Genomic DNA, 16085 nt, shown 5'->3' on the forward strand with positions numbered 1-16085 from the left:
TCCGGGCATGTTCCTGACCGCCCTGACCCTGCCGCTTGCCACCGATGACGACACCGCCGAACTGGGCGCGGACCTTGCGCGGGTTCTGCACCCGGGCGATGCGGTGCTTCTGGAAGGCGGCATCGGCGCGGGCAAGACGCATCTGTGCCGCGCCCTGATCCGCGCCGCGCTGGGCAGATACGAGGATGTCCCCTCGCCCACCTTCACGCTGGTCCAGACCTATGACGCGCCAGATTTCGAGGTCTGGCATGCGGACCTTTATCGCCTGTCCCACCCGGACGAGGCGATGGAACTGGGGCTGGACAGCGCGATGGAAGATGCCGTCTGCCTGATCGAATGGCCGGATCGGCTGGGCGATCTGACGCCCGATCACGCGCTGCACCTGCGGTTGGAGATTGACGGCGAAGGCCGCATCGCGACGCTGCGCTGCACGCGCCCCGGCCTGCTGGACGATCTGCGCCGCGTGCAGGGCGAAAGGATCGCGCCGGGGGATGCTGTGCCGCTGGCAGGCGACGCCTCGGCCCGGCGATATTCGCGCGTGGGCGGCCATGTGCTGATGGACGCACCGCCCGGAACCGGCGACGATCCCGCCGATTTCGTGCGCATCACGGATCATCTGGCGGGGCTTGGCCTGTCGCCGCCCGCGATCGTCGCGCAGGATCTGCCGCGCGGGTTCCTGCTGCTGGAGGATCTGGGCGACGACGTCTTCGCCCGTCTGCTGGACCGCGACCCGGCCCGAGAGGCGGAGCTTTACGCCCCCGCGACCGACGTGCTGCGGCATCTGCAATCCGCGCCTGCGCCCGCCCTGCCCGATCTTTCGGCGCGCGATTGGGCCACGGCGATCCTGCCCGCCTATGACTGGTATCGCCGCCTTGCCACCGGCGATCGCGGCGATCCCGAACCGACGATAGCTGCGCTGGAAGATGCCATCCGCGCCCATGCCGATGGTCCCCGCGTGATGATCCTGCGCGATTACCATGCCGAAAACCTGCTCTGGCTGCCCGCGCGCAAGGGGTTGGCCCGGGTCGGGCTGCTGGACTTCCAACTCGCGCAGATGGGGCAACCGGCTTACGATCTCGTCTCGCTTCTGCAGGATGCGCGGCGTGATGTGTCGCCGGAAACCGAAGCGGCGATGATCGAAAGGTTCGACCCGTCCGAGGCGTTTCGCGCCAGCTATGCCGTGTTCGGCGCACAGCGCGGACTTCGCATCCTTGGCATCTTTGCGCGGCTGTCGGCGCAAGGCAAACCGGGCTATCTGCGGCTGATCCCGCGCGTCTGGGCGCAGGTGCAAAGGAACCTCGCCCATCCGGCGCTGGCGAGGGTCGCCCCGGACCTGCCCGAACCCACCCCCGAGGTTCTGGAAAGGATCGCCGCATGTTGCCCCTGATGCTGTTCGCCGCCGGTCTTGGCACCCGCATGGGCGCGCTGACCGCGAACCGTCCGAAGCCGATGATCCCGGTGGCGGGCAAGCCGCTGATCGACCACGCGCTGGACATCGCGCGGGGCGCGGGCATCACCAGGATCGTCGCCAACACGCATTACCTGCCGGACCAGATCGCCGCGCATGTCGATATCCCGCTGTCCTATGAGCCGGAGTTGCTGGAAACCGGGGGCGGTCTGCGCGCGGCGCTGCCGCTTCTGGGCGACGGGCCTGTGATGACGTTGAACACCGATGCCGTCTGGACCGGGGCGAACCCGCTGACGCAACTTCTGGCGGCATGGAATCCGGCGCGGATGGACGGACTGCTCTTGCTGCTGCCTGCCGACCGCGCGACGGGGCATCGCGGCACCGGGGACTTCATCGGCGATCCACTGGTGCGGGCGAACGGCGCGCCGGGGCTTGTCTATCTTGGCGCGCAGATCCTGAAGCCGGAGGGGCTGGCGGGAATTGCGGAGCGGAAGTTCTCGCTGAACCTGCTGTGGGACCGGATGATCGCGCAGGGCCGTCTGCACGGCATCACCCATGACGGCGGCTGGTGCGACGTGGGCCGCCCCGAAAGCATCCCTCTGGCGGAGGCGCTTTTGCATGGGTGAGGTTTCCGGACTTCCGCCCGGCGTCGATTTCCCCGCCGCGCTGGTTGCCGGACTGCGCGCGCGGATGGCAGGCCAGCCGCCCGAGGCGATGGCGGCGGTGCAGCTTTTCGTCAACACCGCGCGGATGCGTCGCCGGGTGGTGGACCTGCTGACGGCGGATGGGGCGTCATTCCTGCCGCGTGTGCGGCTTCTGGGCGATGTGCCGTCCTTGGTGCCCGGCCTGCCGGACGCGACCCCGCCCTTGCGGCGACGGCTGGAGTTGACGCGGCTGATCTCGGCCCTGCTGGATGCGCAGCCGGACCTCGCACCCCGCGCGGCGATCTTCGATCTGGCCGACAGCCTGGCAGACCTGATGTCGGAAATGCAGGCAGAAGGCGTGCCGCCCGAGGCGATCGCGACCCTCGACGTGTCGCACCATTCGGCGCATTGGGCGCGCACGCAGGCTTTCGTGAACATCGTCGCCCCCTTGGCGCAGGACAGGGATGCCCCCGACCCCGAGGTGCGCCAGCGCATGGCGGTGGACCGGCTGGTCGCGCTGTGGCAGTTGGCCCCGCCCACCGCGCCGGTCATCATCGCAGGCTCCACCGGGTCGCGCGGCACGACGGCGCTGCTGATGCAGGCTGTGGCACGGCTGGATCATGGCGTGCTGGTGCTGCCGGGCTTTGATTTCGACATGCCGGATGCGGTCTGGGACGGGCTTGCCGATGCGCTGACGGCCGAGGATCATCCGCAATACCGTTTCCACCACCTGCTGCGGGCGCTGGACCTGACGCCGGGCGACGTGACGCGCTGGACGGGTGACGCGCCGCCGTCGCAGGACCGCAATCGGCTGATTTCACTGTCGCTTCGCCCTGCCCCGGTCACCGATCAGTGGCTGGAGGAAGGCCGTCATTTGCCGGACCTGTCGGCCGCGATGCAGGACGTGACCCTGATCGAGGCCCCCCGCCCGCGAGCCGAGGCGCTGGCCGTCGCGCTGATCCTGCGCAAAGCGGCCGAGGATGGTCGGCGGGCGGCGCTGATCTCTCCCGACCGTGGGCTGACGCGGATGGTCGCCGCGGCGCTGGACCGCTGGGGCATCATCCCCGACGATTCCGCCGGCGAGCCGCTGAGCCAGACCGCACAGGGCCGCCTTTTGCGAATGGTGGGCCGCCTGATGGGCCAACGCCTGACGCCCGAGGTGCTGCTGACGCTGCTGAAACACCCGGTCACGGCCTCGGGGTCGGACCGGGGAAACCACCTGCGCTGGACCCGCGATCTGGAACTGCGCCTGCGCCGTCACGGACCGCCCTTTCCGACGCTGGACGATCTGCGCATATGGGCGGACACGCGGCCAGACGATGGCATCCGCGACTGGGCCGACTGGGTGGGCCGCACGCTGACGGGTCTGGAAACGATTTCCGCGCGCCTGCTCGCCGATCATCTGGAGCATCATCTGGCCATCGCGAATGCGCTGGCCTGCGGCCCGGCGGGCCAGCCGGGGCGTCTCTGGACCAGTCCGGCGGGCGAATCCGCCCATGATTGCATGACCATGCTGCGGGCCGAGGCGGTTCATGGCGGCGTCCTCTCCCCCGCCGATTACAACGACATGTTCGACGCTGTCCTGTCGCGCGGCGAGGTGCGCGACACCGTCATCGCCGATCCGCGCGTGATGATCTGGGGCACGCTGGAGGCGCGGGTTCAGGGCGCGGATCTGGTCATCCTTGGCGGGCTGAACGATGGCATCTGGCCCGCGCTGCCGCCGCCCGACCCGTGGCTGAACCGGCAGATGCGGCTTCAGGCCGGGCTGCTTTTGCCCGAACGGCGCATCGGTCTTGCAGCACATGATTACCAACAGGCCATCGCCGCGCCCGAGGTGGTGCTGACCCGCAGCATCCGCGACGCCGAGGCGGAAACCGTGCCCTCGCGCTGGCTGAACCGGCTGCAGAACCTGATGGACGGGCTGCCCGCCAAGGGGGGCAAGGATGCGCTGGCTGCGATGCGCGCACGCGGGCGGGCGTGGCTGACGATGGCCGAACGGCTGGAAACGCCGGATGCCCCGGTGCCGCCCGCGCCACGCCCCGCACCCCGCCCGCCCTTGGCTGCGCGTCCGACGAAACTGGCGGTGACGGGCGTGCGCGATCTGATCCGCGACCCCTATGCCATCTATGCCAAGCATGTCCTGCGTCTGCGCGCGCTGGACCCGCTGCGCCACGCGCCCGATGCACGCCTGCGCGGGTCGATCCTGCATTCGATCCTCGAGGAATTCGTGCGCGACCGCCCGGAGGAGACACCGGACGAAGCCCGCATCCGTCTGCGCGCCATCGCGTCCCGCGTGCTGGAGGCGGATGTGCCATGGCCCGCCGCCCGCGCGCTGTGGCAGGCCCGCATGGACCGCGCCGCCGATTTCTTCCTGAAGACCGAGGCCGCGATGGGCGGCACCCCCGTCTGGCTGGAGGAACCGGGAAGCGTGCCGCTGACCCCGCTGAATTTCACGCTGATCGCCAAGCCCGACCGGATCGACCAACTGGAGGACGGACGGTTGCACATCATCGACTACAAGACCGGGTCGCCCCCCAGCCAGAAACAGCAGAAGGCGTTCGAAAAGCAGCTTCTGCTGGAGGCGGCGATGGCCGCGCGTGGTGCATTCGCGGCGCTTGGGCCGTCGGACGTGGCCAGGATCAGCTATATAGGCCTTGGCGCCTCGGCCAAGGTCGAAGAAACCGTGATGACGCCCGAGATCATGGGCAAGGCATGGGAATCGCTGCATGAACTGGTCGGGCAATATCTGACCCGCGAACAAGGATACCCGTCCCGCCGCGCGATGTTCGGCGAACGTTTCCCCGGCGATTACGACCATCTGGCCCGTTTCGGCGAATGGGAAATGCAGGACCCGTCGATGCCGGAGGATGTGGGCGATGAAAATGGATGACGCGACGCTTCGGCAGGTGACGGCGGCGCGGCCCGATGCGTCCACATGGCTGTCGGCCAATGCGGGATCGGGCAAGACCCGCGTGCTGACGGACCGGGTGGCGCGGCTGCTCTTGGCCGATGTCGCGCCGCAGCGCATCCTGTGCCTGACCTATACCAAGGCCGCGGCGTCCGAAATGCAGAACCGCCTGTTCCGCCGCCTTGGCGAATGGGCGATGCTGGAGGATGCGGCGCTGTCCTCCGCCCTGTCCACGCTGGGCATCGGTGCGATGGGGCCGGACGTGCTGGCCAAGGCCCGCCGCCTGTTCGCCCGCGCGATCGAAACGCCGGGCGGCTTGCGTATCCAGACGATCCACTCCTTCTGCGCGACCCTTCTGCGGCGGTTCCCGCTGGAGGCAGGCGTGTCGCCGCAATTCACCGAGCTGGACGACCGCGCGGCAAGCCTTCTGCGCGAGGAGATCGTGGAGGAGATGGCCGACCGCATCGCACCCGATGCCGTCGCCGCCCTTGCCCGTGCCTATACCGGCGAGGATTTCGGCGCGCTGTCGATGCAGGTCGCCGGAAAACGCGACGGCTTCGCGCGGCCGATGTCGCCCGCGGACTGCCGCGATGCCTTTGGCGTGCCTGCGGGGTTTGATGCGGACGGGCTTCTGGCGCAGGTCTTCATCGGCGGCGAGGAAGATTGGTTGGCCGAGGTGGCAGAGGTTCTGGCCGGCGGCAAGACGACCGATCTTGCGGCGGCGCAGACGCTGCTGAAGCTGCGCTTTCCGGCGGATCTGTCCACACTTCTGGCGCTGGAAAAGCTGCTGCTGTTCGGCGGCACGGCGGCCTCGCCCTTCGGGGCCAAGATCGGCAAGTTCCCGACCAAGGCGATGCAGGCCGCGCTTGGCCCTTTGCTGAACCGGCTGGAGGACCTGATGCGCCGCGTGGAGGCTGCGCGGGCGTCGCGCATCGCCCTGGCGGCTGCCGAACGCAGCGCGGTGCTGCACCGCTTCGCCAGCGTTTTCCTGCCGGAATACGAACGGCGCAAGGCGATGCGCGGCTGGCTGGATTTCGACGACCTGATCACGCGCGCCGTCGGGTTGCTGACCGATCCTTCGGTCGCGCAATGGGTGCTGTTCCGGCTGGATGGCGGGATCGACCATATTCTGGTGGACGAGGCGCAGGACACATCGCCCCAGCAATGGCGGGTGATCGAACTTCTGGCGCAGGAATTCGCCGCCGGGGAAGGCGCGCGGGATGTCGAGCGCACGATCTTCGTGGTGGGCGACAAGAAGCAGTCGATCTACTCGTTCCAAGGCGCGGATGTCGCCGCCTTCGACCGTATGAAGCACCATTTTGCCGAACGGCTGATGGGTTTGCAGGACCTGTCGCTGGAACATTCCTTCCGATCCTCGGCGGCGGTGCTGCGGCTGGTGGACATGACCTTCCCCGAGGCGCGGCTGGCGGCGCTGGGCGGCGAATTGCGCCATATCGCCTTTCGCGACATGCCGGGGCGGGTCGAACTCTGGCCCCCGTTCGAGCCGTCCAAGCTCCCCGAGGATGAGGAATGGTGGAGCCCGGTCGATCTGATCTCGGACGAGCATCACCATGCGCGGCTGGCCGAACGCATCGCGGCCAAGATCGGCCAGATGATTGCGGATGGGGTGCAGATTCCGGATGGAAAGGGTTTCCGTCCCGTTCACGCCGGGGATTTCCTGATCCTCGTGCGCGGACGGTCGGGGGTGTTCGGCCCGCTGATCCGCGCCTGCAAGAAGGCGGGCCTGCCGATCGCCGGGGCCGACCGGCTGAAGCTGGCCGCGGAACTGGCGGTGCGCGATCTGGGCGCGCTGCTGGCGTTCCTGTCCACGCCCGAGGATGACCTGTCGCTGGCCGCTGCCCTGCGCTCGCCTGTGTTCGGCTGGACCGAGGATCAGCTTTATCGCCTCGCCCAGCCGCGCGAAGGGTATCTCTGGGCCAGCCTGCGCCATCAGGACAGCGACACCGTCCGCATTCTTCAGGACCTGCGCGATCAGGCGGACTTCCTGCGCCCGTATGATTTGATCGAACGGATGCTGACCCGCCATGACGGTCGCCGCAAACTTCTGGCGCGCCTTGGGTCCGAGGCGGAGGATGGCATCGACGAATTGCTGTCGCAGGCGCTGGCCTATGAGCGCAGCGACGTGCCCAGCCTGACCGGGTTCCTGTCATGGCTGACCACCGACGATGTGGTGGTGAAACGCCGGATGGATTCGGCGGGGCACATGATCCGGGTGATGACGGTGCATGGGTCGAAAGGGTTGGAGGCGCCCATCGTCATCCTGCCCGACACTGCCGATCACAAGGCGCGCGACCGGGACGATCTGGTGATGCTCGACGATGGCCGCGCCGTCTGGCGTATGTCCGGCGACGAGGCACCCCCGGCGATGGCCGCCGCGCTGGAGGCCCGCAAGGCGGCACGCGAAGCGGAATCCATGCGGCTGCTATATGTCGCGCTGACGCGGGCGCAGTGCTGGCTGATCGCGGCGGCGGCGGGGGATCTTGCCTCGGGCGAGGCGTGGTATGACCTGATCCGGCAGGGCATGGAAAGCGCGGGGGCGAAGCCGCATCAGGGCGGGCTGCTGCTGGAGGAGGGCGATTGGCCCGCGCCGATGCCAGCCGCCACTGCTGAAGTGCAGCCGCTGGCCGCATTGCCCGACTGGGCGCGCCGTCACGCCGCCGATCCTGTGCTGCCGGTGCGTCCGCTGTCGCCCTCGAACCTTGGCGGGGCGAAGGCGCTGCCGGGCGAGGGGCTGGAGGAGGAGGCCGCCAAGCTGCGCGGCACGCATCTGCACCTGCTGCTGGAACATCTGCCGGGGGTGGAGCCGGCATTGCGCCCGGATTTGGCCGCGCGGCTGCTGGCGGGGTTCGATCACGCCCCGATGCTGGCCGAGGTCGAGGCGGTGTTGACCGCGCATCCGCAGCTTTTCGGCGCGGCGGCACTGACCGAGGTTCCGGTGACGGGCAGCATCGGCGGCAAGCGCGTGCTGGGCACCATCGACCGGCTGATCGTGGAGCCGGGCAGGGTGTTGGCCATCGACTTCAAATCGAACGCGGTGGTGCCGGGATCGGCAGCGCAGGTGCCAGAAGGGCTGCTGCGACAGATGGGCGCCTATTCCGAGGTTTTGCGCCAGATCTATCCGGGCCGCGCGGTGGAAACCGCGATCCTGTGGACGCGCAGCGGCACGCTGATGCCGCTGCCCTCCGATCTGACCGCTGCCTCGTTACAGAAGATCCTGTAGCGCGCGGCCGTAATCGTTCTTCTTGAACAGGTTGGCGCGGATTTGAAGCTCCTCGGCGGTGATCCAGCCCTGGGTGAAGGCGATCTCGTCCAGGCTGCCGGTCTGCATGCCCTGACGCAGTTCCAGCGTCCGCACGAAGTTGCCCGCGTCAAGCAGGCTGCCATGCGTGCCGGTGTCCAGCCACGCGTAACCGCGGCCCATACGCTTCACCTCCAGCGCGCCGTCATGAAGATACATCTCCAAAAGCGTGGTGATCTCCAACTCTCCGCGTGCGGAGGGCTGGACCTGCTTCGCCCGCTCCGGCGCGGTGCCGTCGAGGAAATAGAGACCCGTGACCGCATAGTTCGAGGGCGGAACCTCGGGCTTTTCGATGATGGTGCGGACGCGGCCCGTCTCGTCGAAATCGACCACGCCGTAGCGTTCGGGATCGGCGACGTGATAGCCGAAGACGGTCCCACCGCTGGCTTGCGCATCCGCTTCTTGCAGCAGATCCGGCAGGCCGTGGCCGAAGAAGATGTTGTCGCCCAGCACCATGGCCGAAGGCGCACCGGCAAGGAAATCCTCGGCCAGAAGATAGGCCTGCGCCAGACCGTCCGGCGATGCCTGCACGATATAGGTCAACGACACGCCCCACTGGCTGCCATCGCCCAGAAGGCGCTGGAACTGCGACTGATCCTCGGGGGTGGTGATCACCGCAATCTCGCGGATGCCGGTCAGCATCAGCACCGAAAGCGGATAGTAGATCATCGGCTTGTTGTAGACCGGCAGAAGCTGTTTCGACACGCCCATCGTGATCGGATAAAGCCGCGTGCCCGATCCGCCCGCCAGAATGATGCCCTTGCGATTGGTCATTTCAAATCCTGCAAAACCTGTGCCAAACCTGCACGCCAGTCGGGGCGGGCGATACCGTAATCCTGTTCGAGGCTGGAGCAATCCATCCGCGAATTGCCGGGGCGTTTCGCGGGCGTCGGATAATCCGAGGTGGGAATGCCCGTGACCGCAACCTTCCGCCCGGCCTGTGCGAAGATTTCCCGCGCGAAGTCGGCCCAGGAAACGTCCGGCGCGCCCGCGAAGTGATAGATGCCGCTGGTGCCGCGCCCTTCGTGGAACTGCCGCGCAATGGACAGCAGCGCCGCCGCGATGTCGGCTGCCGGGGTGGGGCCGCCGATCTGATCGTCCACCACGGTCAGCGCATCGCGGGTTTCCGACAGGCGCAGCATCGTCTTCACGAAATTCGCGCCATGGGCCGAAAACACCCACGAGGTCCGCAGGATCGCGTGGGGACCGGCAGCATCGCGCACGCCATCCTCGCCCACCAGTTTGCTGCGGCCATAAGCGCCCAAGGGGCCGACCGGATCGGTGGGCAGACGCGCGCTGTCACCCGAGCCGTCGAAGACGTAATCGGTGGACACATGCAGAAACGGGATGTCCGCCGCCGCACAGGCCCGCGCGATGGCGGCGGGGGTGTGACCGTTGACGGTGGTCGCGGCGTCCTCCTCGGCCTCGGCCTTGTCCACGGCGGTCCATGCGGCGACGTTGATGACCACATCGGCATCCCGGACCTGCGCGGCGCAGGCGTCCGGGTCCATGAAATCGGCGTCCTGGCGCGACAGGAACCGCGCCTCGGGGGCGAGGCGGCGAAGCTCCTGCGCGACCTGCCCCGTCGATCCGAAGACCAGCACCCTCATGCCTTGGTTCCCAGACGCCCGCCCGCGCGGTCCTGAAGCGGGCGCCACCATGCGTCATTGTCCAGATACCATTGCACCGTCTTTTCCAGACCTTGCTCCAGCGTCACGGACGGGCGCCAGCCAAGTTCGGTGCGGATGCGTTCGGGGTCGATGGCATAGCGCAGATCGTGGCCCGGACGGTCGGCGACAAAGGTGATCTGTTCGGCATAGGGGTGGTTCTTGGGCCGCTTTTCATCAAGGATCGTGCAGATGGTCGTCACGATGTCGATGTTGCGCGCCTCGTTCTCGCCGCCGATGTTGTAGCTGCGGCCAAGCTCGCCCTTCGCCACCACGGTCAGCAGCGCGTCGGCGTGATCTTCCACGTAAAGCCAGTCGCGCACGTTCAGCCCTTGGCCGTAGACGGGGATCGGCTCGCCCGCCAGTGCCTTCAGGATGACCACGGGGATCAGCTTTTCGGGGAAGTGATACGGCCCGTAATTGTTCGAGCAGTTGGTCATCACCACCGGCAGGCCATAGGTTTCGTGCCACGCGCGCACCAGATGGTCCGAAGCCGCCTTGGACGCCGAATAGGGGCTGTTCGGGGCATAGGGGGTGTCTTCGGTGAACTGGCCGGTTTCGCCCAGCGTCCCGAACACCTCGTCGGTAGAGATGTGGTGGAAGCGGAAGGTGTCCGGCTTGCCTTGCGCGGTCCAATAGGCGCGGGCGGCTTCAAGCATGTTGAAGGTGCCGTTGACGTTGGTTTCGATGAAATCCTTGGGACCATCGATGGAACGGTCCACATGGGATTCCGCCGCAAGGTGCATCACTGCGTCCGGCTTGTGCGCGGCAAAGATGCGGTCCAGCGCGGCGCGGTCGCGGATGTCGGCCTGTTCGAACGCATAATTCGGGGATTTCGCGGCATCCGCCACGTTGTCCAGACAGGCGGCATAGGTCAGCGCATCGACGTTCACGACCGAATGGCCGTCACGGATGGCCTGGCGCACGACTGCGGAGCCGATGAAGCCTGCGCCCCCGGTGATCAGAAGTTTCATGCGGTCTCCACGGCGAAGGGGCTTTTGAAATCGGCAAGGGCGGGGGCGGCAGTGTCCTTGGCGGACAGGATCGGATCGCCGGTCAGGTTCCAGTCGATCCCGACAGAGTCCCACCGCACCGCGCCGTCACATTCGGGCGCATAATAGTCGGAGCATTTGTAGCAGATTTCGGTATCCGGCTCGCGCGTTGCGAAACCGTGCAGGAAACCGGCGGGGATCAGAAGCTGCTTGCCGTTCTCGAACGACAGCTCCTCGCCGATCCATTGGCCGTAGGTGGGACTGCCTTCGCGAATGTCCACTGCCACGTCGAACAGACGGCCCTTGCCGCAACGCACCAGTTTCGCCTGCGCATGGGGGGGCGACTGGAAATGCAGCCCGCGCACCGTATTCACCGCCGAGGAGACCGAGTGGTTGTCCTGCACGAAGTCTATGTCGATGCCGTGCGATGCCAGCAGCTTCCGGCTCCAGCTTTCCGAGAAGAAGCCGCGATCATCGCCGAAGCGGCGCGGCGTGATGACGAGGACACCGTCGAGCTTGGTCTTTTCTATCTGCATCCCACTCTCATCCTTTATTCCGAACAAAGGCGTAGCAATCCCCGCAGCGGCTGTCACCTTTGTTTTGCCGCGCCGCGGCAAGGATCGGAGGAATCCGGCGCAAACTGCGCTTCTTGACGGTGGGAGGGCCGCTCCTTACCTGTTGTGCAACCAGTTCAGGAGTGTTCCCATGGCCACCGTTCCCGTTACCGACGCCACCTTCGATTCCGAGGTCCGCCAGTCCGACATCCCCGTCGTCGTGGATTTCTGGGCCGAATGGTGTGGCCCCTGCCGCCAGATCGGCCCGGCGCTGGAGGAACTCGCGACCGAATATGCGGGCCGCGTGAAGATCGTGAAGGTCAATGTCGACGAAAACCCCGGCTCGCCGGCCGAGCTGGGCGTGCGCGGCATTCCGGCGCTGTTCCTGTTCAAGGATGGCGAGGTGGTGTCGAACAAGATCGGTGCCGCGCCCAAGGCCGCGCTGGCCAACTGGATCAACGGCGCAATCTAAGACCTTGGGGGGCGCTTTGCGGCGCCCCTTCCGCCTCGCGCGTCTTGCGGATGGCGGTGCCCAGATGCTTGACCCAAGAATCCGTCACGCCGCGGCGTTTCGCCGTCAGGTAAAGATCGCGCGCGAAGATCATCCGCGGCACTGTGTCGAAGATCATCGCAGAGATGTCCTCGTTGCGGATCGGGAGACGGAAATTCTCGGGCGGCGTCTTTCCCACCACGCGGAAGTTCAGCACCGTGCGGATGCATTTCTCGCATGTGCAGCACGGCTCGCCGGCCGGTCCCTTGTGACAGACGCTCAGGTTCTTCATCGCGGTGGGATAGTCGCTCAGCCATTCCGCCTTTTGCGTGCGGCTGTATTCGGCGCCATCATAGGTCATCCGAAGCCGCTCGCTTGACAGCAGGTGGTTGATGACCGGCGATGAACCCCAAGCCGGGGGATAGTCGCTGTATTTGAAATCGCCGCCGATCAGCCCGACACCATGCGTCGCCGCAAAGAAATGTGCGCATGCGGCAAGGCCGGTGCCATGCGCATGGCTCCAGTTCGGGACCAGCCGGGCGTCGCGCAGGTTGGTGCGGATCGTATAGAGCGCCACCGGATCGTCGCCGATCAGCCCGGTCACGCTTTTGCGCATGAATTCGAAATCCTCGACATGGCTGACGCGGGAATCGAAACCGTGCACAAGGAAGGCCGCCGTCACATCCAGCGGGCGGGCCAGATCGCGGCCGTGGCGGTGGCGAAGATAACTGAACGCGCCATCCATGCCGCCCGAAAGCGCGACGACGGCGCGGTTCGACAGGGCCGGGTCGGGCGCAACCGTGACCTCATTCCGGGCGGTTATGTCCACCTGCTTCCAGCTTCGCGGCATCCATGCGCGATAGACCGCCTGAAACTCGTCGAGGTTCTGGAGCAGCCGGCGCGAGACGTCACCTTCGATCTGCAAAGGCTCGCCCGACCGCATGCAGATCATCAGCAGCGCGCAGGCGAAGGGGTCGGCAAGCTGCAATTCGGGCACGGGATGATCGGATTCGATGTCAAACCACAGTGCGGTCGATCTTGCCGAACCCTCGATCCGCGCGACATGCCGGACGCCCCGCGCGATCTGTTTGTTTTCTATCCAGATCCGCATTTTGCCTGCCCATTTCTTCCCGCATCGGGATACGCACCCCACCTTGCTCCGTCAATCCGTCTGCGCGGAAGGCTTGAGGCGCAAGTGTCGCACCGCCATATAGAGCGCAAGCAAAGGAGGCCCTATGGCGGACGAGAAATTTCCCGGCTGGCACGGAACGACGATCATCGGCGTGCGGCGGGGCGGCGAGGTTGTGATTGCAGGCGACGGGCAGGTCAGCCTTGGCCAGACGGTCATCAAGGGCACGGCCCGCAAGGTGCGCCGCCTGAACCCCGGCGGGCGCGAGGTGGTCGCGGGCTTCGCCGGATCGACCGCAGACGCCTTCACCCTGCTGGAGCGGTTGGAGAAGAAGCTGGAGGCGCTGCCGGGACAGCTTGCCCGCGCAAGCGTCGAACTGGCGAAGGATTGGCGCATGGACAAATACCTGCGCAATCTGGAGGCGATGCTGATCGTGACGGACGGGACCGACCTGTTCATCATCACCGGCGCCGGCGATGTGCTGGAGCCGGAGCATGACATTGCCGCCATCGGTTCTGGCGGCAACTATGCCCTGGCGGCGGCGCGGGGGCTGATTCAATCGGACCTCGGGGCCGAGGACGTCGCCCGCCGCGCCATGCAGATCGCCGCCGATATCTGCGTCTATACCAACGGCAACCTGACGGTGGAGCGCATTGCAGCGTCCTGATTTACCGCAGCGGGACTTCGGCGACCTTGTCCTTGTAATCGGATTTGGGATCGGCGCCGAACAGCGACTTGATGCCCGCGACGATCGAGGAGGCGTCTTCCCAGATCTCGGCACCTTCGAGATCGAAGCGCAGCAGCGCGAGCTTGGGATCGGTCTTGCCGCCCTCGTACCACGCGGCGACGTGGCTGTTCCACAGACGGTCCACGACGGCGGGATCGGTATCGACCGCAAGCGATCCGTGGATGGTGGCGTAAAGGTCGTGGCCCTTGGAGACGAAGGCCGCGCTGGCGCGTCCGCCGCCCAGCTTGACGATCTCGTTGTCGGTGCTGGTGAAGAACCAGATCGGGCCGTGATCGGCGTCGGCGTCGATGATCGCCGTCATCGGGCGGGTATGGCCGTCCTCGCGCCCTGCAAGGCCCAGCATCAGCGTCATGTCGCTGCGCAGATGTTTCCAGAATTTACGTTCCAGTTCGGCAGGTGTCGGCATGATGTTTCCTTTCCTTTGGAAGGTAAACCAGCCGCCTTGCCGCAAAGTTCCTGAGAGGTTTTCATGACTGACCTGACCCCGCGCGAGATCGTGAGCGAGCTTGACCGCTTCATCATCGGCCAGAAGGACGCCAAACGCGCCGTCGCCGTGGCCCTGCGCAACCGCTGGCGCCGCAAGCGCCTGAAGGACGACCTGCGCGACGAAGTGTATCCCAAGAATATCCTGATGATCGGGCCGACCGGCGTCGGCAAGACCGAGATCAGCCGCCGTCTGGCCAAGCTGGCCCGCGCGCCGTTCCTGAAGGTCGAGGCGACGAAATTCACCGAGGTCGGCTATGTCGGGCGCGACGTGGACAGCATCATCCGCGATCTGGTCGATGCCGCGATGATCGAGACGCGCGAACGGATGCGCGAGGATGTGAAGGCCCGCGCCGCCAAGGCCGCCGAGGACCGGGTGATCGAAGCCATCGCCGGAAAGGACGCGCGCGAGCAGACCCGCGAGATGTTCCGCACGAAGCTGAAGGCGGGTGAGCTGGACGGCACCGTGATCGAGATCGAGGTGCGCGAGGCTAATCCCTTGGGCCAGATGGATCTGGGGCAGGGCGGCCAGCCCGGCATGATGCAGTTGGGCGATCTTTTCGGAAAGGCTTTCCAGCGGACGGTCAAGAAAAAGGTGACGGTGGCCGAGAGCCATGATCTGCTGATGTCCGAGGAGGCCGACAAGCTGCTGGACGACGAAGCAGTGAAGGCCGCGGCGTTGGAGGCCGTGCAGCAGAATGGCATCGTCTTCATCGACGAGATCGACAAGGTCTGCGCGCGCGCGGATGCTCGGGGGGCAGATGTCTCGCGCGAGGGGGTCCAGCGCGATCTGCTGCCGTTGATCGAAGGGACCACGGTTTCCACCAAGCACGGGCCGGTGAAGACCGACCACATCCTGTTCATCGCCTCGGGCGCGTTCCACATCGCGAAACCGTCGGACCTGCTGCCGGAATTGCAGGGACGTCTGCCGATCCGGGTGGAGCTTCGCGCGCTGACCGAGGGCGATTTCACCCGCATCCTGACCGAGACGGACAACGCCCTGACGCGGCAATACACGGCGTTGATGGGGACCGAGGACGTCACCGTGTCCTTCACCGAGGATGGTATCGCGGCATTGGCCCGCATCGCCGCCGAGGTGAACGCGACGGTCGAGAATATCGGCGCGCGGCGGCTTTATACCGTCATGGAGCGGGTGTTCGAGGAACTGTCCTTTGTCGCGCCCGACCGTGGGGGCGAGGCGGTGGTGGTCGATGCCGCCTATGTCGAGAAGAACCTGGGCGAGCTGTCGCGATCGGCCGACCTGTCACGCTACGTTCTGTAGCAGCCCGCCGATCCAGAGGCCGATGCCGAAGACGACATGCGCCGCCAGTTGCAGCCCCCGAACCTTCCACGGGTTCGGGGCGCGGCTGGCGGCGATGCCATTCCCCATGCCGGGCGACATGACGAACCAGCCTGCCGCAACGGTGACGATACCGACGATCAGCGCGGGGGCGAGGGTGGGCGCATCCAGCCAGCCGGGGCTGATGGCCGGCAGGATCGCGGCATAGAGGACGCCGATGGCGTAATGCAGGCTCCAACCGATGGCGGCCTCGGACCGGACGGGTGGGACGGCGGCGATGTCGTCGTGAAAGACGCGGCCCTTGGCGATCTGTGCGAACCAGCGCCCCGGAAGGCCCCATGCCGGGCCGGGCGTGCCCATGATGCGCGAGATCACCAGCCCCCACAGATCGAAGATCAGCGTCGCGACGATGCCGGTGATGATGATGCCCATGACGTCCCCCT

Annotated in this window: 14 protein-coding genes; 7 read left to right on the plus strand and 7 right to left on the minus strand. The window is 66.6% G+C overall.

From position 1 onward, the window contains the following. The first annotated feature begins 7 nt into the window (after positions 1-7). Genes tsaE through addA form a run of 4 tightly spaced genes read left to right on the plus strand, consistent with a single transcriptional unit; the run spans position 8 to position 8201 of the window. Positions 8-1387, plus strand: coding sequence for a tRNA (adenosine(37)-N6)-threonylcarbamoyltransferase complex ATPase subunit type 1 TsaE (gene tsaE, locus E2K76_RS04385; RefSeq protein ID WP_136683065.1), 1380 nt, complete (start codon positions 8-10; stop codon positions 1385-1387). Next, positions 1375-2034: a nucleotidyltransferase family protein gene (locus tag E2K76_RS04390; RefSeq protein ID WP_136683066.1), complete on the plus strand. Its 660-nt coding sequence runs from the start codon at positions 1375-1377 to the stop codon at positions 2032-2034. Before tsaE ends, E2K76_RS04390 begins: the two co-directional genes overlap by 13 nt. Further along, entirely contained in the window at positions 2027-4942 is a 2916-nt protein-coding gene (gene addB / locus E2K76_RS04395; protein ID WP_136683067.1) for a double-strand break repair protein AddB, read from the plus strand. Before E2K76_RS04390 ends, addB begins: the two co-directional genes overlap by 8 nt. Then, complete coding sequence (gene addA, locus E2K76_RS04400; protein WP_394343925.1) at positions 4929-8201, plus strand: double-strand break repair helicase AddA; 3273 nt, start codon at positions 4929-4931, stop codon at positions 8199-8201. The genes addB and addA overlap by 14 nt, the downstream gene beginning before the upstream one ends. Here addA and rfbA read toward each other — a convergent pair. Genes rfbA through rfbC form a run of 4 tightly spaced genes read right to left on the minus strand, consistent with a single transcriptional unit; the run spans position 8184 to position 11474 of the window. Continuing rightward, positions 8184-9053, minus strand: coding sequence for a glucose-1-phosphate thymidylyltransferase RfbA (gene rfbA, locus E2K76_RS04405; protein WP_136683069.1), 870 nt, complete (start codon positions 9051-9053; stop codon positions 8184-8186). The genes addA and rfbA overlap by 18 nt on opposite strands. Further along, the gene (gene rfbD / locus E2K76_RS04410) at positions 9050-9889 is read right to left on the minus strand and encodes a dTDP-4-dehydrorhamnose reductase (protein ID WP_136683070.1); all 840 of its coding nucleotides are present in this window, start codon (positions 9887-9889) and stop codon (positions 9050-9052) included. The genes rfbA and rfbD overlap by 4 nt, the downstream gene beginning before the upstream one ends. Then, positions 9886-10920 carry a dTDP-glucose 4,6-dehydratase gene (rfbB, locus tag E2K76_RS04415; protein ID WP_136683071.1) on the minus strand — a complete coding sequence of 345 codons (1035 nt, stop codon included), beginning with the start codon at positions 10918-10920 and terminating at the stop codon, positions 9886-9888. The genes rfbD and rfbB overlap by 4 nt, the downstream gene beginning before the upstream one ends. After that, positions 10917-11474, minus strand: coding sequence for a dTDP-4-dehydrorhamnose 3,5-epimerase (rfbC, locus tag E2K76_RS04420; RefSeq protein WP_136683072.1), 558 nt, complete (start codon positions 11472-11474; stop codon positions 10917-10919). The genes rfbB and rfbC overlap by 4 nt, the downstream gene beginning before the upstream one ends. Positions 11475-11643: 169 nt before the next feature. On the opposite strand from rfbC, the gene trxA reads away from it, so the two are divergent. Beyond that, positions 11644-11964 (plus strand): thioredoxin, encoded by a 321-nt coding sequence (trxA, locus tag E2K76_RS04425; protein WP_136683073.1) that lies wholly within the window; start codon positions 11644-11646, stop codon positions 11962-11964. On the opposite strand, the gene E2K76_RS04430 is transcribed toward trxA, so the two are convergent. Then, on the minus strand, positions 11948-13093 hold the full coding sequence (locus E2K76_RS04430; protein ID WP_136683074.1) for a hypothetical protein: 1146 nt from the start codon (positions 13091-13093) through the stop codon (positions 11948-11950). The two genes, trxA and E2K76_RS04430, sit on opposite strands and share 17 nt — an antisense overlap. A gap of 124 nt (positions 13094-13217) precedes the next feature. Between E2K76_RS04430 and hslV the strand changes: the two genes are divergently transcribed. After that, positions 13218-13778, plus strand: coding sequence for an ATP-dependent protease subunit HslV (gene hslV / locus E2K76_RS04435; protein WP_136683075.1), 561 nt, complete (start codon positions 13218-13220; stop codon positions 13776-13778). Position 13779: 1 nt separating this feature from the next. Here the strand turns inward: hslV and E2K76_RS04440 are convergent, their stop codons facing one another. Then, a complete protein-coding gene (locus E2K76_RS04440; RefSeq protein ID WP_136683076.1) occupies positions 13780-14265 on the minus strand; it encodes a pyridoxamine 5'-phosphate oxidase family protein in 486 nt (161 codons plus the stop codon). Positions 14266-14328: 63 nt separating this feature from the next. Between E2K76_RS04440 and hslU the strand changes: the two genes are divergently transcribed. Next, a complete protein-coding gene (gene hslU, locus E2K76_RS04445; RefSeq protein ID WP_136683077.1) occupies positions 14329-15624 on the plus strand; it encodes an ATP-dependent protease ATPase subunit HslU in 1296 nt (431 codons plus the stop codon). On the opposite strand, the gene E2K76_RS04450 is transcribed toward hslU, so the two are convergent. Further along, positions 15607-16074, minus strand: coding sequence for a DUF2938 domain-containing protein (locus tag E2K76_RS04450; RefSeq protein ID WP_136683078.1), 468 nt, complete (start codon positions 16072-16074; stop codon positions 15607-15609). The two genes, hslU and E2K76_RS04450, sit on opposite strands and share 18 nt — an antisense overlap. Positions 16075-16085: the final 11 nt, after the last annotated feature.

Source organism: Falsirhodobacter xinxiangensis (assembly GCF_004959935.1).
GTDB classification, from domain to species: domain Bacteria; phylum Pseudomonadota; class Alphaproteobacteria; order Rhodobacterales; family Rhodobacteraceae; genus Falsirhodobacter; species Falsirhodobacter xinxiangensis.

What these genes read in the sequence shown, in the direction of transcription:
- addA (WP_394343925.1), top strand. Translation starts at nt 4,929, where the DNA reads ATGAAAATGGATGACGCGACGCTTCGGCAGGTGACGGCGGCGCGGCCC.
- E2K76_RS04440 (WP_136683076.1), bottom strand. Translation starts at nt 14,265, where the DNA reads ATGCCGACACCTGCCGAACTGGAACGTAAATTCTGGAAACATCTGCGC.
- rfbB (WP_136683071.1), bottom strand. Translation starts at nt 10,920, where the DNA reads ATGAAACTTCTGATCACCGGGGGCGCAGGCTTCATCGGCTCCGCAGTC.
- hslU (WP_136683077.1), top strand. Translation starts at nt 14,329, where the DNA reads ATGACTGACCTGACCCCGCGCGAGATCGTGAGCGAGCTTGACCGCTTC.
- rfbD (WP_136683070.1), bottom strand. Translation starts at nt 9,889, where the DNA reads ATGAGGGTGCTGGTCTTCGGATCGACGGGGCAGGTCGCGCAGGAGCTT.
- E2K76_RS04430 (WP_136683074.1), bottom strand. Translation starts at nt 13,093, where the DNA reads ATGCGGATCTGGATAGAAAACAAACAGATCGCGCGGGGCGTCCGGCAT.
- rfbA (WP_136683069.1), bottom strand. Translation starts at nt 9,053, where the DNA reads ATGACCAATCGCAAGGGCATCATTCTGGCGGGCGGATCGGGCACGCGG.
- E2K76_RS04390 (WP_136683066.1), top strand. Translation starts at nt 1,375, where the DNA reads ATGTTGCCCCTGATGCTGTTCGCCGCCGGTCTTGGCACCCGCATGGGC.
- rfbC (WP_136683072.1), bottom strand. Translation starts at nt 11,474, where the DNA reads ATGCAGATAGAAAAGACCAAGCTCGACGGTGTCCTCGTCATCACGCCG.
- trxA (WP_136683073.1), top strand. Translation starts at nt 11,644, where the DNA reads ATGGCCACCGTTCCCGTTACCGACGCCACCTTCGATTCCGAGGTCCGC.
- E2K76_RS04450 (WP_136683078.1), bottom strand. Translation starts at nt 16,074, where the DNA reads ATGGGCATCATCATCACCGGCATCGTCGCGACGCTGATCTTCGATCTG.
- hslV (WP_136683075.1), top strand. Translation starts at nt 13,218, where the DNA reads ATGGCGGACGAGAAATTTCCCGGCTGGCACGGAACGACGATCATCGGC.
- tsaE (WP_136683065.1), top strand. Translation starts at nt 8, where the DNA reads ATGTTCCTGACCGCCCTGACCCTGCCGCTTGCCACCGATGACGACACC.
- addB (WP_136683067.1), top strand. Translation starts at nt 2,027, where the DNA reads ATGGGTGAGGTTTCCGGACTTCCGCCCGGCGTCGATTTCCCCGCCGCG.